The sequence below is a fragment of the Ruegeria sp. CDSC042 genome, assembly GCF_059610745.1.
On sequence record NZ_JBXWOF010000001.1, the window covers coordinates 411891 to 429057 of the forward strand.

The 17167-nt window shown below is 57.5% G+C and carries 15 protein-coding genes; 8 read left to right on the forward strand and 7 right to left on the reverse strand.

Going from position 1 to position 17167, the window contains the following annotated elements; genetic code table 11:
* Positions 1-391: 391 nt before the first annotated feature.
* Positions 392-2218 carry an extracellular solute-binding protein gene (locus AC2FHX_RS02065; protein WP_496700452.1) on the reverse strand — a complete coding sequence of 609 codons (1827 nt, stop codon included), beginning with the start codon at positions 2216-2218 and terminating at the stop codon, positions 392-394.
* Positions 2219-2509: 291 nt separating this feature from the next.
* Between AC2FHX_RS02065 and AC2FHX_RS02070 the strand changes: the two genes are divergently transcribed.
* Entirely contained in the window at positions 2510-3283 is a 774-nt protein-coding gene (locus tag AC2FHX_RS02070; protein WP_142633555.1) for a 3-hydroxybutyrate dehydrogenase, read from the forward strand.
* An 18-nt stretch (positions 3284-3301) separates the two neighbouring features.
* Positions 3302-4327, forward strand: a complete 1026-nt coding sequence (locus AC2FHX_RS02075) for a patatin-like phospholipase family protein (RefSeq protein ID WP_496700451.1) — start codon at positions 3302-3304, stop codon at positions 4325-4327.
* Here the strand turns inward: AC2FHX_RS02075 and AC2FHX_RS02080 are convergent, their stop codons facing one another.
* The 4 genes from AC2FHX_RS02080 to AC2FHX_RS02095 all read right to left on the reverse strand — a co-directional run bounded on the left by AC2FHX_RS02080 (position 4328) and on the right by AC2FHX_RS02095 (position 7551).
* Positions 4328-5005, reverse strand: coding sequence for a DUF502 domain-containing protein (locus AC2FHX_RS02080; protein ID WP_142633557.1), 678 nt, complete (start codon positions 5003-5005; stop codon positions 4328-4330).
* A gap of 64 nt (positions 5006-5069) precedes the next feature.
* Positions 5070-5984, reverse strand: coding sequence for a pseudouridine-5'-phosphate glycosidase (locus AC2FHX_RS02085; protein ID WP_496700450.1), 915 nt, complete (start codon positions 5982-5984; stop codon positions 5070-5072).
* Entirely contained in the window at positions 5981-6874 is an 894-nt protein-coding gene (locus tag AC2FHX_RS02090) for a PfkB family carbohydrate kinase (RefSeq protein ID WP_281972023.1), read from the reverse strand. Before AC2FHX_RS02090 ends, AC2FHX_RS02085 begins: the two co-directional genes overlap by 4 nt.
* Positions 6875-6930: 56 nt before the next feature.
* Positions 6931-7551, reverse strand: coding sequence for a thiamine phosphate synthase (locus tag AC2FHX_RS02095; protein ID WP_496700449.1), 621 nt, complete (start codon positions 7549-7551; stop codon positions 6931-6933).
* 153 nt (positions 7552-7704) lie between these two features.
* On the opposite strand from AC2FHX_RS02095, the gene AC2FHX_RS02100 reads away from it, so the two are divergent.
* From AC2FHX_RS02100 to AC2FHX_RS02115, 4 genes are all read left to right on the forward strand, one after another.
* A complete protein-coding gene (locus AC2FHX_RS02100; RefSeq protein WP_496730389.1) occupies positions 7705-8448 on the forward strand; it encodes an RNA methyltransferase in 744 nt (247 codons plus the stop codon).
* Positions 8449-8510: 62 nt separating this feature from the next.
* Entirely contained in the window at positions 8511-9656 is a 1146-nt protein-coding gene (gene ctaA / locus AC2FHX_RS02105) for a heme A synthase (RefSeq protein ID WP_496700448.1), read from the forward strand.
* 5 nt (positions 9657-9661) lie between these two features.
* Entirely contained in the window at positions 9662-11131 is a 1470-nt protein-coding gene (locus AC2FHX_RS02110; protein WP_496700447.1) for a carboxypeptidase M32, read from the forward strand.
* The gene (locus AC2FHX_RS02115) at positions 11128-12045 is read left to right on the forward strand and encodes a CE1 family esterase (protein WP_496700446.1); all 918 of its coding nucleotides are present in this window, start codon (positions 11128-11130) and stop codon (positions 12043-12045) included. The genes AC2FHX_RS02110 and AC2FHX_RS02115 overlap by 4 nt, the downstream gene beginning before the upstream one ends.
* Before the next feature lie 61 nt (positions 12046-12106).
* Here AC2FHX_RS02115 and gyrA read toward each other — a convergent pair whose 3' ends face one another.
* Complete coding sequence (gene gyrA / locus AC2FHX_RS02120; protein WP_496700632.1) at positions 12107-14800, reverse strand: DNA gyrase subunit A; 2694 nt, start codon at positions 14798-14800, stop codon at positions 12107-12109.
* A gap of 224 nt (positions 14801-15024) precedes the next feature.
* Here gyrA and AC2FHX_RS02125 point away from each other — a divergent pair, with 224 nt between their 5' ends.
* Positions 15025-15294 carry an usg protein gene (locus AC2FHX_RS02125; RefSeq protein WP_142633572.1) on the forward strand — a complete coding sequence of 90 codons (270 nt, stop codon included), beginning with the start codon at positions 15025-15027 and terminating at the stop codon, positions 15292-15294.
* A 103-nt stretch (positions 15295-15397) separates the two neighbouring features.
* Complete coding sequence (locus AC2FHX_RS02130; protein ID WP_496700445.1) at positions 15398-16093, forward strand: lipid-binding SYLF domain-containing protein; 696 nt, start codon at positions 15398-15400, stop codon at positions 16091-16093.
* Here the strand turns inward: AC2FHX_RS02130 and AC2FHX_RS02135 are convergent, their stop codons facing one another.
* Positions 16094-17047 carry a radical SAM protein gene (locus AC2FHX_RS02135; RefSeq protein WP_496700444.1) on the reverse strand — a complete coding sequence of 318 codons (954 nt, stop codon included), beginning with the start codon at positions 17045-17047 and terminating at the stop codon, positions 16094-16096.
* Between the last annotated feature and the right edge of the window lie 120 nt (positions 17048-17167).

The following is a 17167-nucleotide window of genomic DNA, read 5'->3' on the forward strand; positions in this document are numbered from 1 at the left end:
TTGAGTGAGTGGAGGCTGGTCCGAAAATACTGTTCCTGATGTTGTAACACAGCTATGTGTCGGTAATGTTTGGCGTAATTCAAATTGGATACATTTGTACTAGTCGCAGGCTATATCTTTCGAACCCGTTACGTAAAGCCCCTTGTTGAAATTTTTCAAATTTGTCTGAAACTAGGGATCGCATCAATTTATAGCGGAATGCCCACAGCCTTTACCTGCATGTCGTGGTACTGCGGGTCTGTGCCAGAATCCGCCGAAGGGTATGAGACCCACACAGCAAACGCCGAACGGGTCTTATTGCATCACATCTGCAGCGGTTGCGATCCTCTGGAACGAGATTGGCACGGACAGTTAGCATTTAGGAAAGGACGGGGCCGCCTCTTTTGAGGCGCTATTCCTCGTACCACCAGACCTGCGGCATGTATTCCGGCCCGTCACCGTATATGGGCAGGGTTTCCGGCTGTTTCAGCTCACGCGCATGTGCAATCCGGCCGACGTCAAAGCTCCAGATCGGGATGACATACCGGCCAGCGGTTAGAACGCGATCCAGCGCGCGGGTCGCAGACACGAAATCTTCGTGGCTTTCAGAGGCCAGCATCGTATCGATTAAACCGTCCACTGCTAGTGACTGAACCCCCATCAGGTTACGTGTTCCTGCCGTGTCGGCATTTTCACTGCCCCAATACAGGCGTTGTTCGTTGCCCGGCGACAGGGAAAGAGCCCGGCGAAATGGGGTCATGTCAAAATCATGGGCATCCATCCGAGAGGTGTATTGTGCGTCGTCGATTTTTTCGACTGTAAGCTCGATGCCAAGCCGTTCGAGCGTACGCGCATAGATTTCGGCGATGGTTCCGACATTCTGGACAACGTTGAGGCTGCCCTGGCTGATGACCATGTCAACGATGAACGCTTCGCCATCTGCGTTTCGCAGTACGCCATCCTGAACCGTCCAGCCAGCCTCTTGCAGAAGCTTGGTTGCCTTGCGCAAATTGGCCCTGTTGCGTTCCGAACCGTCACCTACCGGCAGCTCGTAGCCTTCCAGCGTACCGGGCAACAGTGTATCGGCGTATGGCTGCAGCAGTTCAGCCACCTGACCGGTGGCAGTACCGGGCTGCATCGCCAAATCCGAGCCCGAGAAATACGAGGTTATCCGCGGTTGCGCGCTTCCGGTGACGGTGTCGTTGATGAATTCGAAATTGAAAGCCAGAGTCAGAGCCTCGCGCACGCGCCAATCATCGAAGGGTGGCTTGCGCGTATTCATGACAAATCCGGTCATGCCCGAAGGCTTGCGATGCGGGATTTCGGTTTTCAGCACATCGCCGCGCTGTACCGCGGGGAAGTCATACTGGTTGTTCCACTTATCGGCGTTAAACTCGCGCACGGCTGAGAGCTCGCCTGCTTTGAAGGCCTCGAATGCGACTGTGCCATCCCCGTAGAACTCGATCCGCATCTCATCCAGATTCATGGTGCCGCGCCGAAACGGAATGTCAGCGCCCCAGTAATCCGGATTTCGACGCAGGTTCACATACCGTCCGGCTTCGTACCCGTCGATGACATATGGTCCAGACCCCAAGGGGATGTCTTGCAGCGGCGCGTCGGCAAAGTCTTTACCCTCCCACTGTGCCTTCTGAAGGATCGGGCGCATCCCGGCGATCAACGCAAGCTCGCGGTCGGGGTCGTTAAACGTGATGCGGACGGAACGCGGTCCGGTTTGTTCGATACTGTCGATCTTTCCCCAAAGGCCGCGATATCTCAGATGCCCTTCGGTTCCCAAAGTCTCATATGACCATATGACATCCTCGACAGTGACTGGTGACCCATCCGAGAATCGGGCATTCTCTCGCAGGGTAAATTCGACCCAGGATCGGTCTGGAGCCGTCTCAACTGATTCGGCTAACAACCCGTAAAGAGTGAAAGGTTCGTCCCAGGAACGCCCCATCAGGCTTTCATGGGTCCAAAATCGCAACTGCCAGGGTGACGTGCCTTTTTGCACAAACGGGTTAAGACTGTTATAGCCGCCGGTATTTCCAAATACGACTTTGCCGCCTTTGGGTGCATCAGCGTTGACATAGGGTAGCGACACAAAATCCGGTGGTAGGGCAGGGTCGCCATACATAGCTATGCCATGGGTCGATTCTGCATGGGCTGCTGCAACGGCAAAAACACTAACGATTCCCGCGATCATAGGGCGAACGGGGCGAAGAAAATCGGGGCTCATTTTGGAAACAATCCTGCTCTGGCCTTATTTTGTTGGGATTCACCGTAGCCATGATTTTTCATATTATCAAACTTTTAGCTTGGACGAAGGCGTGGAATTGCTTATAAAGGGCGTACTGCTCGATAGGTTTCTTGCCTGTATGAAACCTGCCTCAATAACTTAACGCCCGCTTCGTGCGGGCGTTTTTTTTGTGCGATTTTCGCTGATACAGCGCCCCCAATCTTTCCCCGTTTTCTTTGCAGGTGCAGCATGGCACTGTGCCGTCAACACGGAATCTGACGGAGAACAGCCATGAGTCTTTCGGGCAAAACAGCAATCATCACAGGATCGAATTCGGGCATCGGGCTGGGCATCGCCCGCGAGCTGGCCAAGGCCGGGGCAGATGTGGTGCTGAATTCGTTTACTGACCGCGACGAAGATCATGCTCTGGCCGCAGAGATCGGGCAGGAAACCGGAACCAACGCGCGTTATATCAAAGCGGACATGTCCAAGGGTGACGAGTGTCGGGCGCTGATCGAAAAGGCTGGAGCCTGCGATATCCTGGTCAACAATGCCGGCATTCAGCATGTGGCGCCGATTGATCAGTTTCCAACCGACAAATGGGACGCGATCATTGCGATCAACATGAACTCGGCCTTTCACACCACTGCCGCCGCGTTGCCGATGATGCGCAAGGCGGGCTGGGGACGGGTGGTGAATATTGCATCGGCCCATGGGTTGACGGCATCGCCTTTCAAAGCCGCCTATATCGCGGCCAAGCACGGTGTTGTCGGGATGACCAAAACCGTAGCCCTCGAGACCGCACAAGAGCCGATTACCTGTAATGCGATTTGCCCGGGATATGTGCTGACGCCGCTGGTCGAAGAGCAGATACCCAATACGATGAAAGAATACGATATGAGCCGTGAGGATGTCGTGAAGAATGTCCTGCTAAAGCGGCAACCTTCGAAAGAATTCGCTACGGTCGAACAACTGGGCGGTACGACGATCTTTCTGTGCTCGGATGCGGCGGCGCAGATCACCGGCACGACGATTTCAGTTGATGGCGGGTGGACCGCGCTCTGAGCCTTGGGGAGTAGGGCAGTGAAACGTATCAATCTGGCTTTGCAGGGCGGCGGCGCGCACGGAGCGTTCACTTGGGGTGTGCTGGATCGTCTGCTGGACGAAGATGATATCGAAGTCGCGGCGATCACGGGAACATCGGCAGGCGCACTGAACGGTGCGGCCTATAAGTCTGGCATGGTACGGGGCGGCCGGGAGGGTGCGCGCGCCAATCTGGATGCGCTCTGGGCCCGTATGGGGGCCGTCGACGATACGAACCTGACCAACTGGATGCGTGCGTTTGAGCCCTCACATATCGCACAGTCTATCGAAAATTCGCTGCCGTTTGCTGTAGGCGACGCCTGGTCGCGGTTGGTATCTCCTTATGCCTATGGGCCGTTCTACCGCAACCCCCTGGAACCCGTGGTCGAGCGTTTTGATTTCGATGAAATATGCGCTGCCGAAGGTCCGCGTCTGTATGTCTGCGCGACATGCGTGCGCAGCGGAAAGATTCGGGTGTTCACAGGGGATGAGCTGTCGACTGAGGCCATCCTTGCGTCCGCCTGTTTGCCATCCCTGTTTCAGGCGGTCGAGATATTCGATCCAAAATCGGGCCGGACCGAGGCTTACTGGGATGGCGGATATACCGGTAATCCAGCTCTGTATCCCTTGTTCAATTCCGATCTGCCCGAGGACGTGGTGATCGTGAACATCAACCCCCTGGAACGGGAAGAAATCCCCAAGACGCCGCAGCAAATCCAGAACCGGATCAATGAGATCGGCTTTAACTCATCGCTGTTTCGGGAACTGAGGGCCATAAGCTTCGTTCAGCGCTTGCTGGAGGATGGCAAGCTGAAAGCGGGCGAAATGAGCCGTGTTCTGGTTCACATGATTGCCGATGACGCGTTGATGAATGACCTCTCGGTCGCGACCAAGACAGTGCCCAACCCTGTGGTCCTGCATAAGCTCAAAGAAGCTGGCCGCAATGCAGCTGATCAGTTTTTGACAGATCACAAGGCCGATTTGGGTGCACGCAGCACGGTCAATCTGCCGGAAATGTTTGGATAGTCATTCTGGTGGCTGGGTCGGGTCTTTGTCGTTCGGGTAAACAAGACCGGCCGAAATCACCAGTTTGGCGGCATCTTCGATCGACATGTCCAAAAGGATGACGTCCTCGATCGGAAAGAACAGCAGGAACCCCGATGTCGGGTTGGGTGTCGTCGGAATGAACACGCTGTACAGATCGCCACCTGCTTCTGCGCGTTCGTTGACTTCTCCCTTGGCGGTGGTCGAGACGAACCCGATGGCCCAGATGCCACGGCGCGGATATTGAACCAGACAGGCTTTTTCAAATGACCGTTCAGTCTGGGCAAAGACGGTCTCGGAAATCTGCTTGATGCCTGAATAGATGGACCGGATGACTGGCATCCTATTCACCAGGCTTTCGGTGAACGAGATAAAGGATCGGCCCAGGATGCCCTTGGCAACCCAGCCAACCACGACGGTGAACACCAGAAAAAAGATGACACCTACACCGCGCAGGTTGATGCCAACATATTGTTCAGGCTGGAATTGGTGGGGAACCAGCGGCAGAACCGCACTGTCGATCCAGCCGACAACAGACCAGATCAGCCAGATCGTCAACCACACCGGCGCAATAACGACGATGCCCGTCAGAAAGGACGCGCGCAGCCGTGAGAACAGGCCGGGCTGTCGGTTGGGTTCTTCGTCAAAAGGAGTGTTCATTACGGTCCTGAGTGGCTTGCGAATTTAGTTAAGCAGTCCTTGGCCTTGGTACAATAGCTATATATCATTCCGCCTTGGCGGACAGGGCGCGGGCGATCCCGGCTGCCAGACGGGCATTGTTGCGGACCAATGCGATATTGGCGGTCAGAGAACGACCTTCGGTCTGTTCATAAATCCGTTGCAACAGGTAGGGTGTGACCCCTTTTCCGCTGATCCGATGCACATCTGCATCCGCCTGTGCCGAGGCGATAATCGGGGCCAGTTCCTCGGATGGGATCTGATCGGCCTCCGGGATCGGATTGGCGACAAGTTGGCCGCCGGGCAGGCCAAGCGCGCGTCTGGTCGCATGTGCGTGCGCGATGTCTTCCGCACTGTCCATGCGCAGAGGGGCTGCCAGCGGGGATTTTGCCGACCAGAAGGCCGGAAATTCGTCCTGGCCATAGGCAATGACCGGAACGCCCAGTGTTTCCAGAACCTCAAGCGTCTTGGCCAGATCGAGGATGGCTTTGGCGCCTGCGGCAACAACCGTGACCGGGGTATGGGCCAATTCGTGCAGGTCAGCAGAGATATCGAACGAGGTTTCAGCCCCTTGGTGGACGCCTCCAATACCGCCGGTGGCGAAAACGTCGATCCCGGCGTGATGGGCGGCGATCATGGTTGCGGCGACCGTTGTTGCACCGGTGCCACCGGTTGCCATGCAGGCTGCCATATCGGCACGGGACAGTTTGGCGACCCCATGCGCTTGGCCCAGCGCTTTCAACTCTTCGGCTTCCAGACCGACGTGAAGCGTACCATTGATCACCGCCATGGTGGCTGGCACAGCGCCCGCGTCTCGGATGTCTTGTTCAACCTGTGCCGCAACCTCGATGTTCTGCGGGTAGGGCATACCGTGGGTGATGATCGTGCTTTCCAGCGCAACGATAGGTTGGCCTGCGTCTTTGGCGGCGCGGACCTCGGCAGAATATTGAATGTTGATCACAGTGGGGTTTCTCCGGAAACGTAAGTTGCGGCGGCATGCAGGGCACGTGACAGGGCCTCATCGCTTGGGGCACCGGTGGCCTCGGATGCGATATGCGCCGCCATGAATGTATCACCCGCGCCGGTCACACGGGTGACCAGAACGGATGGGGGTTTTTGGGTCAAGATTTCCTCAGCGCTGGCAACGGTTGCCGAGCTGCCGCCATCAGTCACCAGCACGCGCAGCGCGCCGCGATCCAGCAGCCCCTTGGCGGCGCTTGCCGAATCCGCGAATTCGCGCTGGCACAGGATGCCAGCCTCTTCGAGGTTCACATAAAGCGTCGCGCGGGCATGCTTGAGGAAAGGCAGCAGGCGATCGGCCTTGCCGGGTGAGGCCGGTGCCACGCGCAGGTCGGCCCCGGCGAAGGCTGGGCTTTGCGCGATTTCTTCCAAAAGCGACAGCGTCAGGTTGCCATCCAAAGCAACAGGACCATCAAATGGCATGGTCTCTGTGCCTAATGGGCCTTGCATCAGGGGTTTCAGAATTTTTGCCCCAGCGGCCTCAAGTGAATGAGCGTCCGCTATCGCGGCAATCAGCCCATTGGCGCCCTCGACAGCCATATATCGGTCGGTCGGCAGGTCCTGCGAGCGATAGATGTGATCGGTTACCATCCCCAGTCGGGCGCAAGCGTTGACCAACTCGTCCCCTTCGGGATCGCGGCCAATGGCGGTCAACAGGGTGGGCGTCATGCCAAACCGCACCAGCGTCATGGCAATGTTCATTGCCACGCCTCCGGGCAGGCGGGTGATCCTGCCGGGAACATCCGACCCCTGCCGCATGGCGCTGGCAGAACGTCCGATCACGTCCCACAGGACAGAACCGATACAAAGAATTTCGCTGTTCTGAGTCATGTCGACGTCATGCCGCAGCCCCGGCGTGGGTGCAAGGGTTAACGCTCACACCCAGTTCAGCCCATGGCGGAGATCAAAGTTTTCAGTGCGGCGGCTGGGTCTTCCTGTGGCCAGATTTCATCCCCGATGCCAAAGAAATCGGTGCAGGGGCCCAGGCCGCGGATCAGATCCGGTGTCAGGCCACCTTCGGCCACAACCGGGACTTCGATCATCTCAGACCACCACTGGAACAGATCATGCTCGGCCACGGTTCCGTCACCCAAGGAGGACGTGCCAACCGGGCCAAAGGCCACATAATCGGCGCCGGCCTCACCAGCCGACATGCCGTCATGGCTGGAGGTGCCGCAGAAGCAGCCGACAATGGCATCGGCACCCAATTCCTTACGCACATACCGGACCGAGCGCGCGCCATCATCCAGATGCACCCCATCCAGACCCAGACGCTGCGCCAACAGGACGTGGTTGGAAATCACCAGCGCCACGTCCCGCGTATGTGCCACCTCGCGGCAGGCATCAGCGGCACGGGCAATAGTATCCTCGTCATTTCCCGCAAGGGCCAGACGGATGCAGGCGATTTCGGTGCTGTCCAGAACGCGGGCCAGTTGGTCGGGGAACGTGCTCAACGTGATGGTCGGCGGGGTGATCAGGTAAATCTGCGGCTGCTCGGCGGTGTCCATCGGCGCGTCCTTAGCTTTAAGTCTTTTGCGCGGTTTAGCGGATTGCGGGCCGGAAGCAAACTTTTATGCCTGTTTCAGGCAGAATTGGCGCCGCCAATGGCTTGCCCTGCGTTGGCGCGGCGATTACAGCAGGCGCAGTTTTCGGAGACAACCATGCCCAGCGACAAATCCCAGCCCTCATTTGTGCTCGTGCGCCCGCAGATGGGTGAAAACATCGGTGCCGCCGCGCGGGTGATGTGGAATTTCGGGCTGGACCGGATGCGGATCGTGGCCCCACGTGATGGCTGGCCAAACCCCAAGGCAGTGGCGATGTCCAGCGGTGCGGGCCGTCTGCTGGATGAGGCGCAGCTGTTTGACGATCTGGCTGGCGCGCTGTCTGACAGTACCTATGTCTTTGCTACCACGGCCCGCCAGCGCGGGTTGACCAAGCCGGTCTACAGCCCTGAACGCGCCATGCAGATCGCCGCGGAAAAGGTTGCTGCGGGTGAAAATGTCGCCGTGCTGTTCGGCCCGGAACGGGCAGGGCTTGAGAATGAGGATATCGCCAAGGCCAATGCCATCATCTCGGTCCCGGTGAATCCGGAATATGCCTCATTGAACCTTGGGCAATGCGTGTTGCTGACCGCCTATGAGTGGATGCGCCAGACAGGCGACGTCGTGCATGAGGCAACCGATCTGGGCAAAGGCGACTGGGCCACAGGCATCGAGGTCGAAAAACTGGTCGAACATTATGAAGACCGGCTGGAAGAGGCGGGGTTCTTTTACCCCCCCGAAAAGGCCGAAAGCATGAAGACCAATCTGCGCAATCTGTGGTCACGGATGCGGATGACGCGGGCGGATGTGCAGATGTTGCACGGGGTCATGCGTCAGATGGTCCGTTGGAAAGACAAAGGGTAAGGCTGGACCTCGTCCCATGGTGGTCCTAGCTTGCAACGAAATTCAAGACACATGAGGAACGCATGAGCGGCAAGCGCAGCATCTTCGAAGAGGTCTCAGACTCTGAAAAACAACAAGCGGTTCAACCTGGTATGATTGACCGGGGCCGCGGTGGTGCGCGTAAGGCTATCCGGGCCTGGCTGATGATCCTGTTTGCGCTTGTGGTTGTGATGATTGCGGTGGGTGGGCTGACCCGCCTGACCGATAGCGGGCTGTCGATCACCGAATGGCGCCCGCTCACCGGGGCTGTCCCGCCGATGACCGAAACCGACTGGCAGGCCGAGTTCGACAAGTACAAGCAAATCGACCAGTGGCGCATCCAGAACCAGTGGATGGAGCTGGCGGATTTCAAATCCATCTATTGGTGGGAATGGGGCCACCGGCAACTGGGCCGCGTGATCGGGCTGGTCTGGGCTCTTGGGTTCTTCGGGTTCCTTATTGCGCGCAAGATACCCACCGGCTGGACCGGCAAGCTGGTGATCCCCGGTGCTTTGGGTGGGGTACAGGGCGCTGTTGGCTGGTGGATGGTTGCCTCAGGCGTGACACAGGGCGAGGGGATGATCGCCGTTGCCAGCTATCGCCTGGCGATCCATCTGGGTCTGGCCTTTGTGATCTTGGGTTTCCTCGCCTGGTATATGTTCGAACTTGGCCGGGAAGAGCGTGACCTGATGCAGGCCCGCCGCGCGAAAGAGGCCAAACTGTTTTCCCTGTCTACCGGCCTGATGCATTTCGCATTCCTGCAGATCCTCATCGGTGCACTTGTCGCAGGTATCGACGCTGGGCGGTCTTATACCGACTGGCCATTGATCGGCGGGCAGATTTTCCCGCCGGACGCGGCGATACTGGAACCGATGTGGCGGAACTTTTTCGAAAGCCCCGGGCTTGTGCAGTTCATCCATCGTTGCGCGGGTTATCTGCTGTTCATCTTTGCCATCGTTGTCTGGCGTCGTGGCAATTCCAGTGCGCATCCGCAAACGCGCTTTGCCTTCAACACGATGTTCGCAGCCTTGTCGCTGCAGGTGGTTGTTGGGATCATGACCGTGATCTACGCGGCCCCCTGGCAGATCGCCATTTTCCACCAGTTCATGGCCGTGATCGTGTGGACTCTGACCCTGCGTGCGCGCTTCCTGACAGCCTATCCCATCGCAACTTCGATCCGCGGAGCCTGACCCAGATGACTGCCTATGATGAACTGATGGCCTTCCAACGTGAAACCTCGGCACTTGGTCAGATTGCCGGGCGTCTGGGATGGGATCAGGAAACAGTGATGCCGCGCGGCGCAGCACCGCAGCGCGCAGAAGAAATGGCCGCGATCGAAGCTGTTTTGCATGCCCGACGGTCTGATCCGCGTGTGGCAGAGTGGCTGGAGCAGGCCGACCCGCAGGACGATGTCGCCCGCGCGCAACTGCGCGAGATACGCCGGTCCTATGAGCGGACCGTGAAAGTGCCCGCCGATTTGGCCAAGACCATCGCACGCGTTACCTCAGCCGCGCAGGGCACATGGGCACAGGCGCGCGCCGATGAAGATGTGGCGGCCTTTTTGCCCGTGTTGGAAGAGGTTGTGGCGCTCAAACGTCAGGAAGGTCAGGCCCTGGCACAGGGCGGTGATGTCTATGACGCCATGGTTGAAGATTACGAGCCCTATACGACCGGCACTCAGATCGCTGCGATCTTTGACCAGATGCGTCCGCGTCTGGTGGCATTGCGAGCAGCCGTACTGGATCAACCCGGACCGGCCGCCCTGACCGGGGCGTTTGACGCAGCGACCCAGATGCAACTGTCACAGAAGCTGGCCACAGGATTCGGTTACGACATGAACACTGGTCGGGTCGACAAGGCCGTTCACCCGTTCAGCTCGGGCAGCGGGTTGGACGTACGGATCACCACGCGCACCAGCGAGACCGATCCGTTCAACTGTTTCTATTCAACCATTCACGAGGTCGGCCACGCCGCCTATGAACAGGGCATCGACCCAGCCTACCTTTTGACCCCGCTGGGGCAGGGCGTGTCGATGGGCGTGCATGAAAGCCAGAGCCGGATTTACGAAAACCAACTGGGTCGATCACGCGCCTATACTGGCTGGCTGTTTGGCCAGATGGTCGAGGCTTTTGGCAATTTCGGCGTCGCCGATGCCGATGCGTTCTATGCCACGGTCAACCGGGTCCATAATGGATATATCCGCACCGAGGCGGATGAGGTGCAGTACAACCTGCACATCATGCTGCGCTTTGACCTTGAGCGCGAGTTGATGAGCGGTGATCTGCAGGTCAGCGACCTTGAGGGCGCATGGAATGACCGGTTCAAGGCGGATTTCGGCTATGCGGTTGATAAGCCCTCGAACGGGTGTCTGCAGGATGTCCATTGGTCCGTCGGTCTGTTCGGGTATTTCCCGACCTACTCGCTGGGCAATGTCTATGCCGGATGCCTGAACCAGGCTCTGCGATCCGCGCTGCCCGATCTGGATACTCAACTGGCCGAGGGTGACACGTCGGGCGCCACCGGTTGGCTGCGCGAAAACCTCCAACGCCATGGCGGCCTTTACGCCCCCCGCGACATCATCCAACGCGCCAGTGGCATGGAACCTGGGCCGGAGCCTCTGCTGGACTATCTCGAGGCGAAGTTCCGGGCCTTGTACAAATTTTGATCGCAAAGAAACCTGCATTTGTCGTCAGGCTGGTTACGATCTGCATCGCAGCACTCGCTGGTTATTTGGCGTTGCGTGGCAATAGGCCAAACGCGTCCTTTTCCGAGTTGTATCAGGTGACCGACTGCGGCGGTGCCGACATGCCTTGTCAGGTTTCAGACCGGCACTATAACGCCCTGATCCCAATCGGGGATGGACCTTTTCCAGCCATCGTGTTCTTGCATGGCTCAAACGGAAGTGGTCAAAAAACGGTAGAAAACATTGATTTGGTTCAACCTTTTCTGAATCGTGGTTATGCGGTGATCGCACCAACAGCATTGGAGATCGAATATCGAAACGGCCCTGGTACTGGGTGGGTGTGGGATTCTACCCGATACAGCCGGGATGATTTCCGGTTTGTCGCGGATGTCGTCGAGGATGCAATTCAAAGGTTTTCCATCCAACCGGATGGCATTCTAGTCGCGGGACATTCTCGTGGCGGTTCATTCGCCTGGTATTTGGCTTGCTCCGAGGTTGATCCGCGCCTTAAGACCTTCGCGCCAATAGGCGGGACGCCGATGCGCCGTCAGCCTGGCCCCTGTGCCACGGCCAGTTTCGACTTTGATTTGCTTTATATGCATGGCTACGCAGACTCTGTCATTCCATTTGCCGGGACAGACTCATCCCTTCGGGCACATGACTATATGGGTGCTGTCGAAGCTGTAGACGGAATGGCCTATAAATTGGGGTGCGATACGGTCGATCTAACCCAAGGAAACGGCTTTGATCAAAGAACTTATCACGGATGCCGTTCGGTTGTAGAAAAAGAAAGGTCCTTGTCAGTGATTGGTTTTCAAGGCGGACACAGTGTTCCAACCGGGTGGGCGGATCTGATCCTGAACTGGTTTGAGGGCCTGGCTGACCACGGCCAATAGCCCCAAACATAAAACGGATCGCGGAAACAGGTTCCACGATCCGCAATTCTAGACGGCCGCGTTACTCTTCGGTTTCCTCGTCACCCTGATCGGCGATCCAGGCGACGCTGACAACCTCTTCGCCTTTGCCGGTGTTGAACACCTTCACGCCACCTGCTGACCGCGAGCGGAACGAGATGCCTTCGATCGGGACCCGGATCGACTGACCCTTGGACGTGGCCAGCATGATCTGATCTTCGATATCGACCGGGAACGACGCCACAAGTGCCCCGCCGCGCATCGCCTTATCCATCGCCGCGACACCCATGCCGCCGCGTCCGCGAACGGGGTAGTCGTGGCTGGAGCTCAGCTTGCCTGCACCGCCAGTGGTAATCGTCAGGATCATGTTTTCGGCCGCAGACATCTCGGCATAGCGTTCTTGCGTGATGGTGCCGGGGGTTGCTTCATCCTCATCCGTCTCACCGTCATCGGCGATGCCTGCCACTGCGCGGCGCATCTTGAGATAGGCGGCGCGTTCATCCGGATCAGCTTCAAAGTGGCGGATCACCGACATCGAGACGACACGGTCGCCACTGCTCAGCCTTATGCCCCGAACACCGGTGGATTCGCGTGAGTTGAACACGCGCACATCAGTGGTGCGGAACCGGATTGCGCGGCCGGAATTGGTGACCAGCATCACATCTTCGTCTTCTGAGCAGATGCGTGCATTCACCAGTTCGATGCCCTCGGGCAATTTCATCGCAATCTTGCCGTTGCGGCGGACATTGGTGAAATCCGACAGTCGGTTCCGGCGCACATCACCTGCGCTGGTGGCAAAGATGATCTGCAGGTTTTCCCATTCTTCGTCCGGCACATCCACGGGCATGATCGCCGCGATGGACACCCCGGTCGGAATCGGCAGGATGTTGACAATGGCCTTGCCCTTGCCAGTGCGCCCCGACTGCGGCAGACGCCAGGTCTTGAGCTTGTAGACCATCCCGTCAGTGGTGAAGAACAACAACTGTGTATGCGTGTTCGCCACGAAAAGGTTGGTAACGACGTCCTCTTCCTTGGTCTGCATTCCCGACAGGCCCTTGCCGCCCCGCTTTTGCGCGCGGAAATCGGCCAGCGGAGTACGCTTGATGTAGCCGCCCGACGTGACGGTCACGACCATATCCTCACGCTCGATCAAGTCCTCGTCTTCCATGTCGCCGGACCAATCGACGATCTCGGTGCGACGGGGCACGGCAAACTGTTCACGAACGCTGCGCAGCTCATCTCCGATAATCGACATGATGCGCTCTCGTGAGGACAGAATATCGAGGTATTCCTGGATCTTACCCGCCAGTTCTTCCAGTTCGTCCGTAACCTCTTTGACACCGATCTGGGTCAATCGCTGCAGGCGCAGGTCGAGGATCGCACGGGCCTGAACTTCGGTCAGGTTATAGGTGCCGTCGTCGTTCATCTTGGACAGAGGGTCGTCGATCAGGCGCAGATAGCTTTCTATCTCAGCCGCGGGCCAGCGGCGGGTCATCAGCTTTTCTCGCGCTTGCGCCGCGTCAGCGGATGAGCGGATGGTTGCAACCACCTCATCCACATTCGAAACTGCAACGGCCAAACCGCACAGGATGTGACTGCGTTCGCGGGCCTTGCGCAGGTCGTAAGCCGTACGGCGCGCAACAACGTCTTCGCGGAAATCGATAAAGCTGGTCAGGAAGCGGCGCAGAGTCAGTTGCTCGGGTCGCCCTCCATTCAGCGCCAGCATGTTGCAGCCAAACGAGGTCTGCATCGGCGAGAAACGGAAAAGCTGGTTCAAAACAACTTCGGGCGTCGCATCACGTTTGAGTTCGACCACTACGCGTACGCCGTTACGGTCGGATTCGTCCTGAACGTGGCTGACGCCTTCGATGCGTTTTTCGCGAACGGCTTCGGCGATCTTTTCGATCATCGAAGCCTTGTTCACCTGATATGGAATCTCATCAACCACGATGGCATAGCGGTCTTTGCGGATTTCCTCGACGCGGGTCTTGGAGCGGATTATGACGCTGCCGCGCCCTTCCAGATAGGCTTTGCGCGCGCCGGACCGGCCCAGCATTACGCCGCCGGTCGGGAAGTCGGGGCCTGGAACATACTCGATCAGCTGCTCGGACGTCAGATCGGGATCGTCGATCAGGGCGAGGGTGGCGTCGACCACCTCACCAAGATTGTGCGGCGGGATATTGGTCGCCATGCCCACGGCAATGCCGCCAGCGCCGTTGACCAGCATGTTCGGGAACCGTGCGGGCAGGACTGTCGGCTCTCTGTCTTTGCCGTCATAGTTGTCCTGAAAATCGACGGTGTCTTTCTCGATATCCGCCAGCAGAGAGGCGGCGGGCTTGTCCATCCGAACTTCGGTATAGCGCATGGCCGCCGGGTTGTCGCCGTCCATCGAGCCAAAGTTGCCCTGACCATCCAGCAGCGGCAACGACATAGAGAAGTCCTGCGCCATCCGCACCAGCGCGTCATAGATCGCGCTGTCACCGTGGGGGTGGTATTTACCCATCACATCGCCGACCGGACGGGCCGATTTGCGATAGGATTTGTCATGGGTGTTTCCGGTCTCGTGCATCGCGTAAAGGATGCGCCGATGTACCGGTTTCAACCCATCGCGCAGATCAGGAATCGCACGGCTAACAATGACCGACATCGCATAGTCCAGATAGGACGTGCGCATTTCGGATTCGATGGAGACCGTCGGGCCACCGTAAACGGGGCGTTCTGGTGGGTTTTCATCCATATTTTCAGGAACTTCTGGCGTATCGCTCACGTAAACTGCCCGTTCTGTATGCAGACTCTATATCTTGTGGATACACCTTATCAGACCCGGCACATAAGGTGCAAGCAAGCAACCATTTTGCAAGTGAGAAACTCCGGTAACATCACGGTAACATATTGTTAACTAAGGATTAGGGTGTTTTCGTGATACAATAGGGGGACCTTGCAATTAATATTGAGGTCGAAATGGAGCGCAGCGAAACGGAATTGATGCTTAAAGGATATGGGCTGACAACGGCGGAATTATTCTACCACATGCCCGACTATATCCATGTTCTGAACACCTTCATCTGGCAGGAATACGATCTGGCGCCGGATCATCCGAAACTGTTCGAGTTTATTGATTTCTGGCAGCGAGAGATCGAAGGCCCCTTACATTCCGTAAAATTCACCCACCGTAAGATGATCGCGCCCGGAGAGTGGCGCAATCAAGTTGGCGAGTTTCGGGTGAATTAGCCGCACTGACAGATTATTGGCTGTGTAACGAAAGGGCGTGTTCCATTTGATTTTCTTAGGCTAGGGTCGTGTCCAAACCATTGATCAGCTAAGGAAATGTCCCATGCCCAGAATGTTGCTGTTTGTCGCCGCCGTTTTGCTTGGTGGGTCAGTCGCCGCTGAGGGAGTTTTGGACAAGATCAAAAAAGGCGCGTCAAACGCGGCTGACGTTGTAGGGCAAGGGGCCGAAACCGTTGGCGAGACAATCGATAAAGGCGCGAAAGCTGTTGAGGGTACGGTTGACTCGACCACCGAATTGCTAAGCAATGAGGCCACTCCGGAAGAGACGCGCGCCAAGCTGGACACATTGGCCACGCAGATTCTGGATCAGTTGCTGGCCGAAAATCCCGAAGCGCATGCGTTGTACGAGGTCTGTGCCGGCTATGCCGTGTTCGACTCGCGCAAGGTTACGGTGTTTCCAGTCTCGGCTGGGTATGGGCGGGGTGTGGCGGTGTCAAAGGACACCGGCCAGCACACATATATGAACATGGGAACAGGCGGCGTGGGTGGCGCGATCGGCATCGGCGGTTTTGAATCCAAATTTGTGATCATGTTCGAAACATCTGCTGATCTGGATAAGTTCATCACTCAAGGCTATGACGCGACCGCCGAAACCGGTGCCATGTACGGCGACGAAAACACGACGGAAACCGTGCGCTTCAGCGACGGTCGGTCCTTTTTTGCACTGTCCAAGACAGGGTGGCGCGTGGCAGCGGGCGCGTCGGGTACAAAATTCTGGAAATCGCCGGAACTGAACTGATCAACCCGAGCAGCTGGCCCCGCCCAGAACGCAGAATTTGGCACAATGCGGATGGTTAAGGTGCACGTCCGTTTCCGCCTCGGCCAGCGTATGCCCCATCTCGAACTCCGGCTCATAAGGCAGCAACGTGCAGGCCAGAACGGCCGGTTTTTCAGCGCCCTTGCGTTTGACCACCATCCGGGCACTGGCGCACATCACAGTCGCGGGTGATTTGTCCAGGATACCCCAGCAGGCGGTGGTAATTTCCGGCACTTCGACGGTTTCGTCCATTTCAGGGAAAAGGACCGTTCGCGCAGGGTCATGCGCGTCGATGCCAAACCCGTGGTGGTTGAATAACGTAGCATATCCCTGACGGCTTTTTTCATCGTCCTCGCCCCATACGGTTCTGCCGGCAACAGCCATCCGGAATCCGCCATCGAGTAGCCACTTCATACCTTCCACGGTTTTGTCAAAACTGCCTTTGCCACGTTCCTTATCGTGCAGGTCGGCACGATAATGGTCGAGCGATACCCGCAGCGTCAGTTTCCCAGCGTAGTCGCGCTGAAGTTCAGTCAATCCCTCGCGCATCTTCTGGCGCATCATTGGCCGCATGGCGTTGGTCAGGATCAACACCTCATAGCCGCGTTCCAGCGCAGCGCGTGCCATCTCGATCATGTCGGGGTTCATGAACGGCTCACCACCGGTAAAGCCAATCTCACGCACGGGCCAGTTTCTGTCTTCGATCTGGTCCAGATAGTCTCGCACTTCATCCGCCGAGATATAGACCAACGCATCATTGGTCGGGCTGCTTTCGATATAGCAGTTCACACATTCGATGTTGCACAAAGTCCCGGTATTGAACCAGAGCGTCTCGGGGTTGGTCAACGCCACCGAGGCACGAGTCTGGCCATCCGCTGTCACCAATTTGTTTTGAAACTTGCCGATATTGACGATCTGAGGGGCGTTGTCTTTCATTCCGGTTTCCGGTTCTTTTCTGTTGTCACCTTGAATTAGAGGTTTCAGACCGTTTCGCAAAGTGAGACATGGGTGAGCTGACAGAGAATTGATGTCGCGGAAATCCGCAAAAATGGTTGC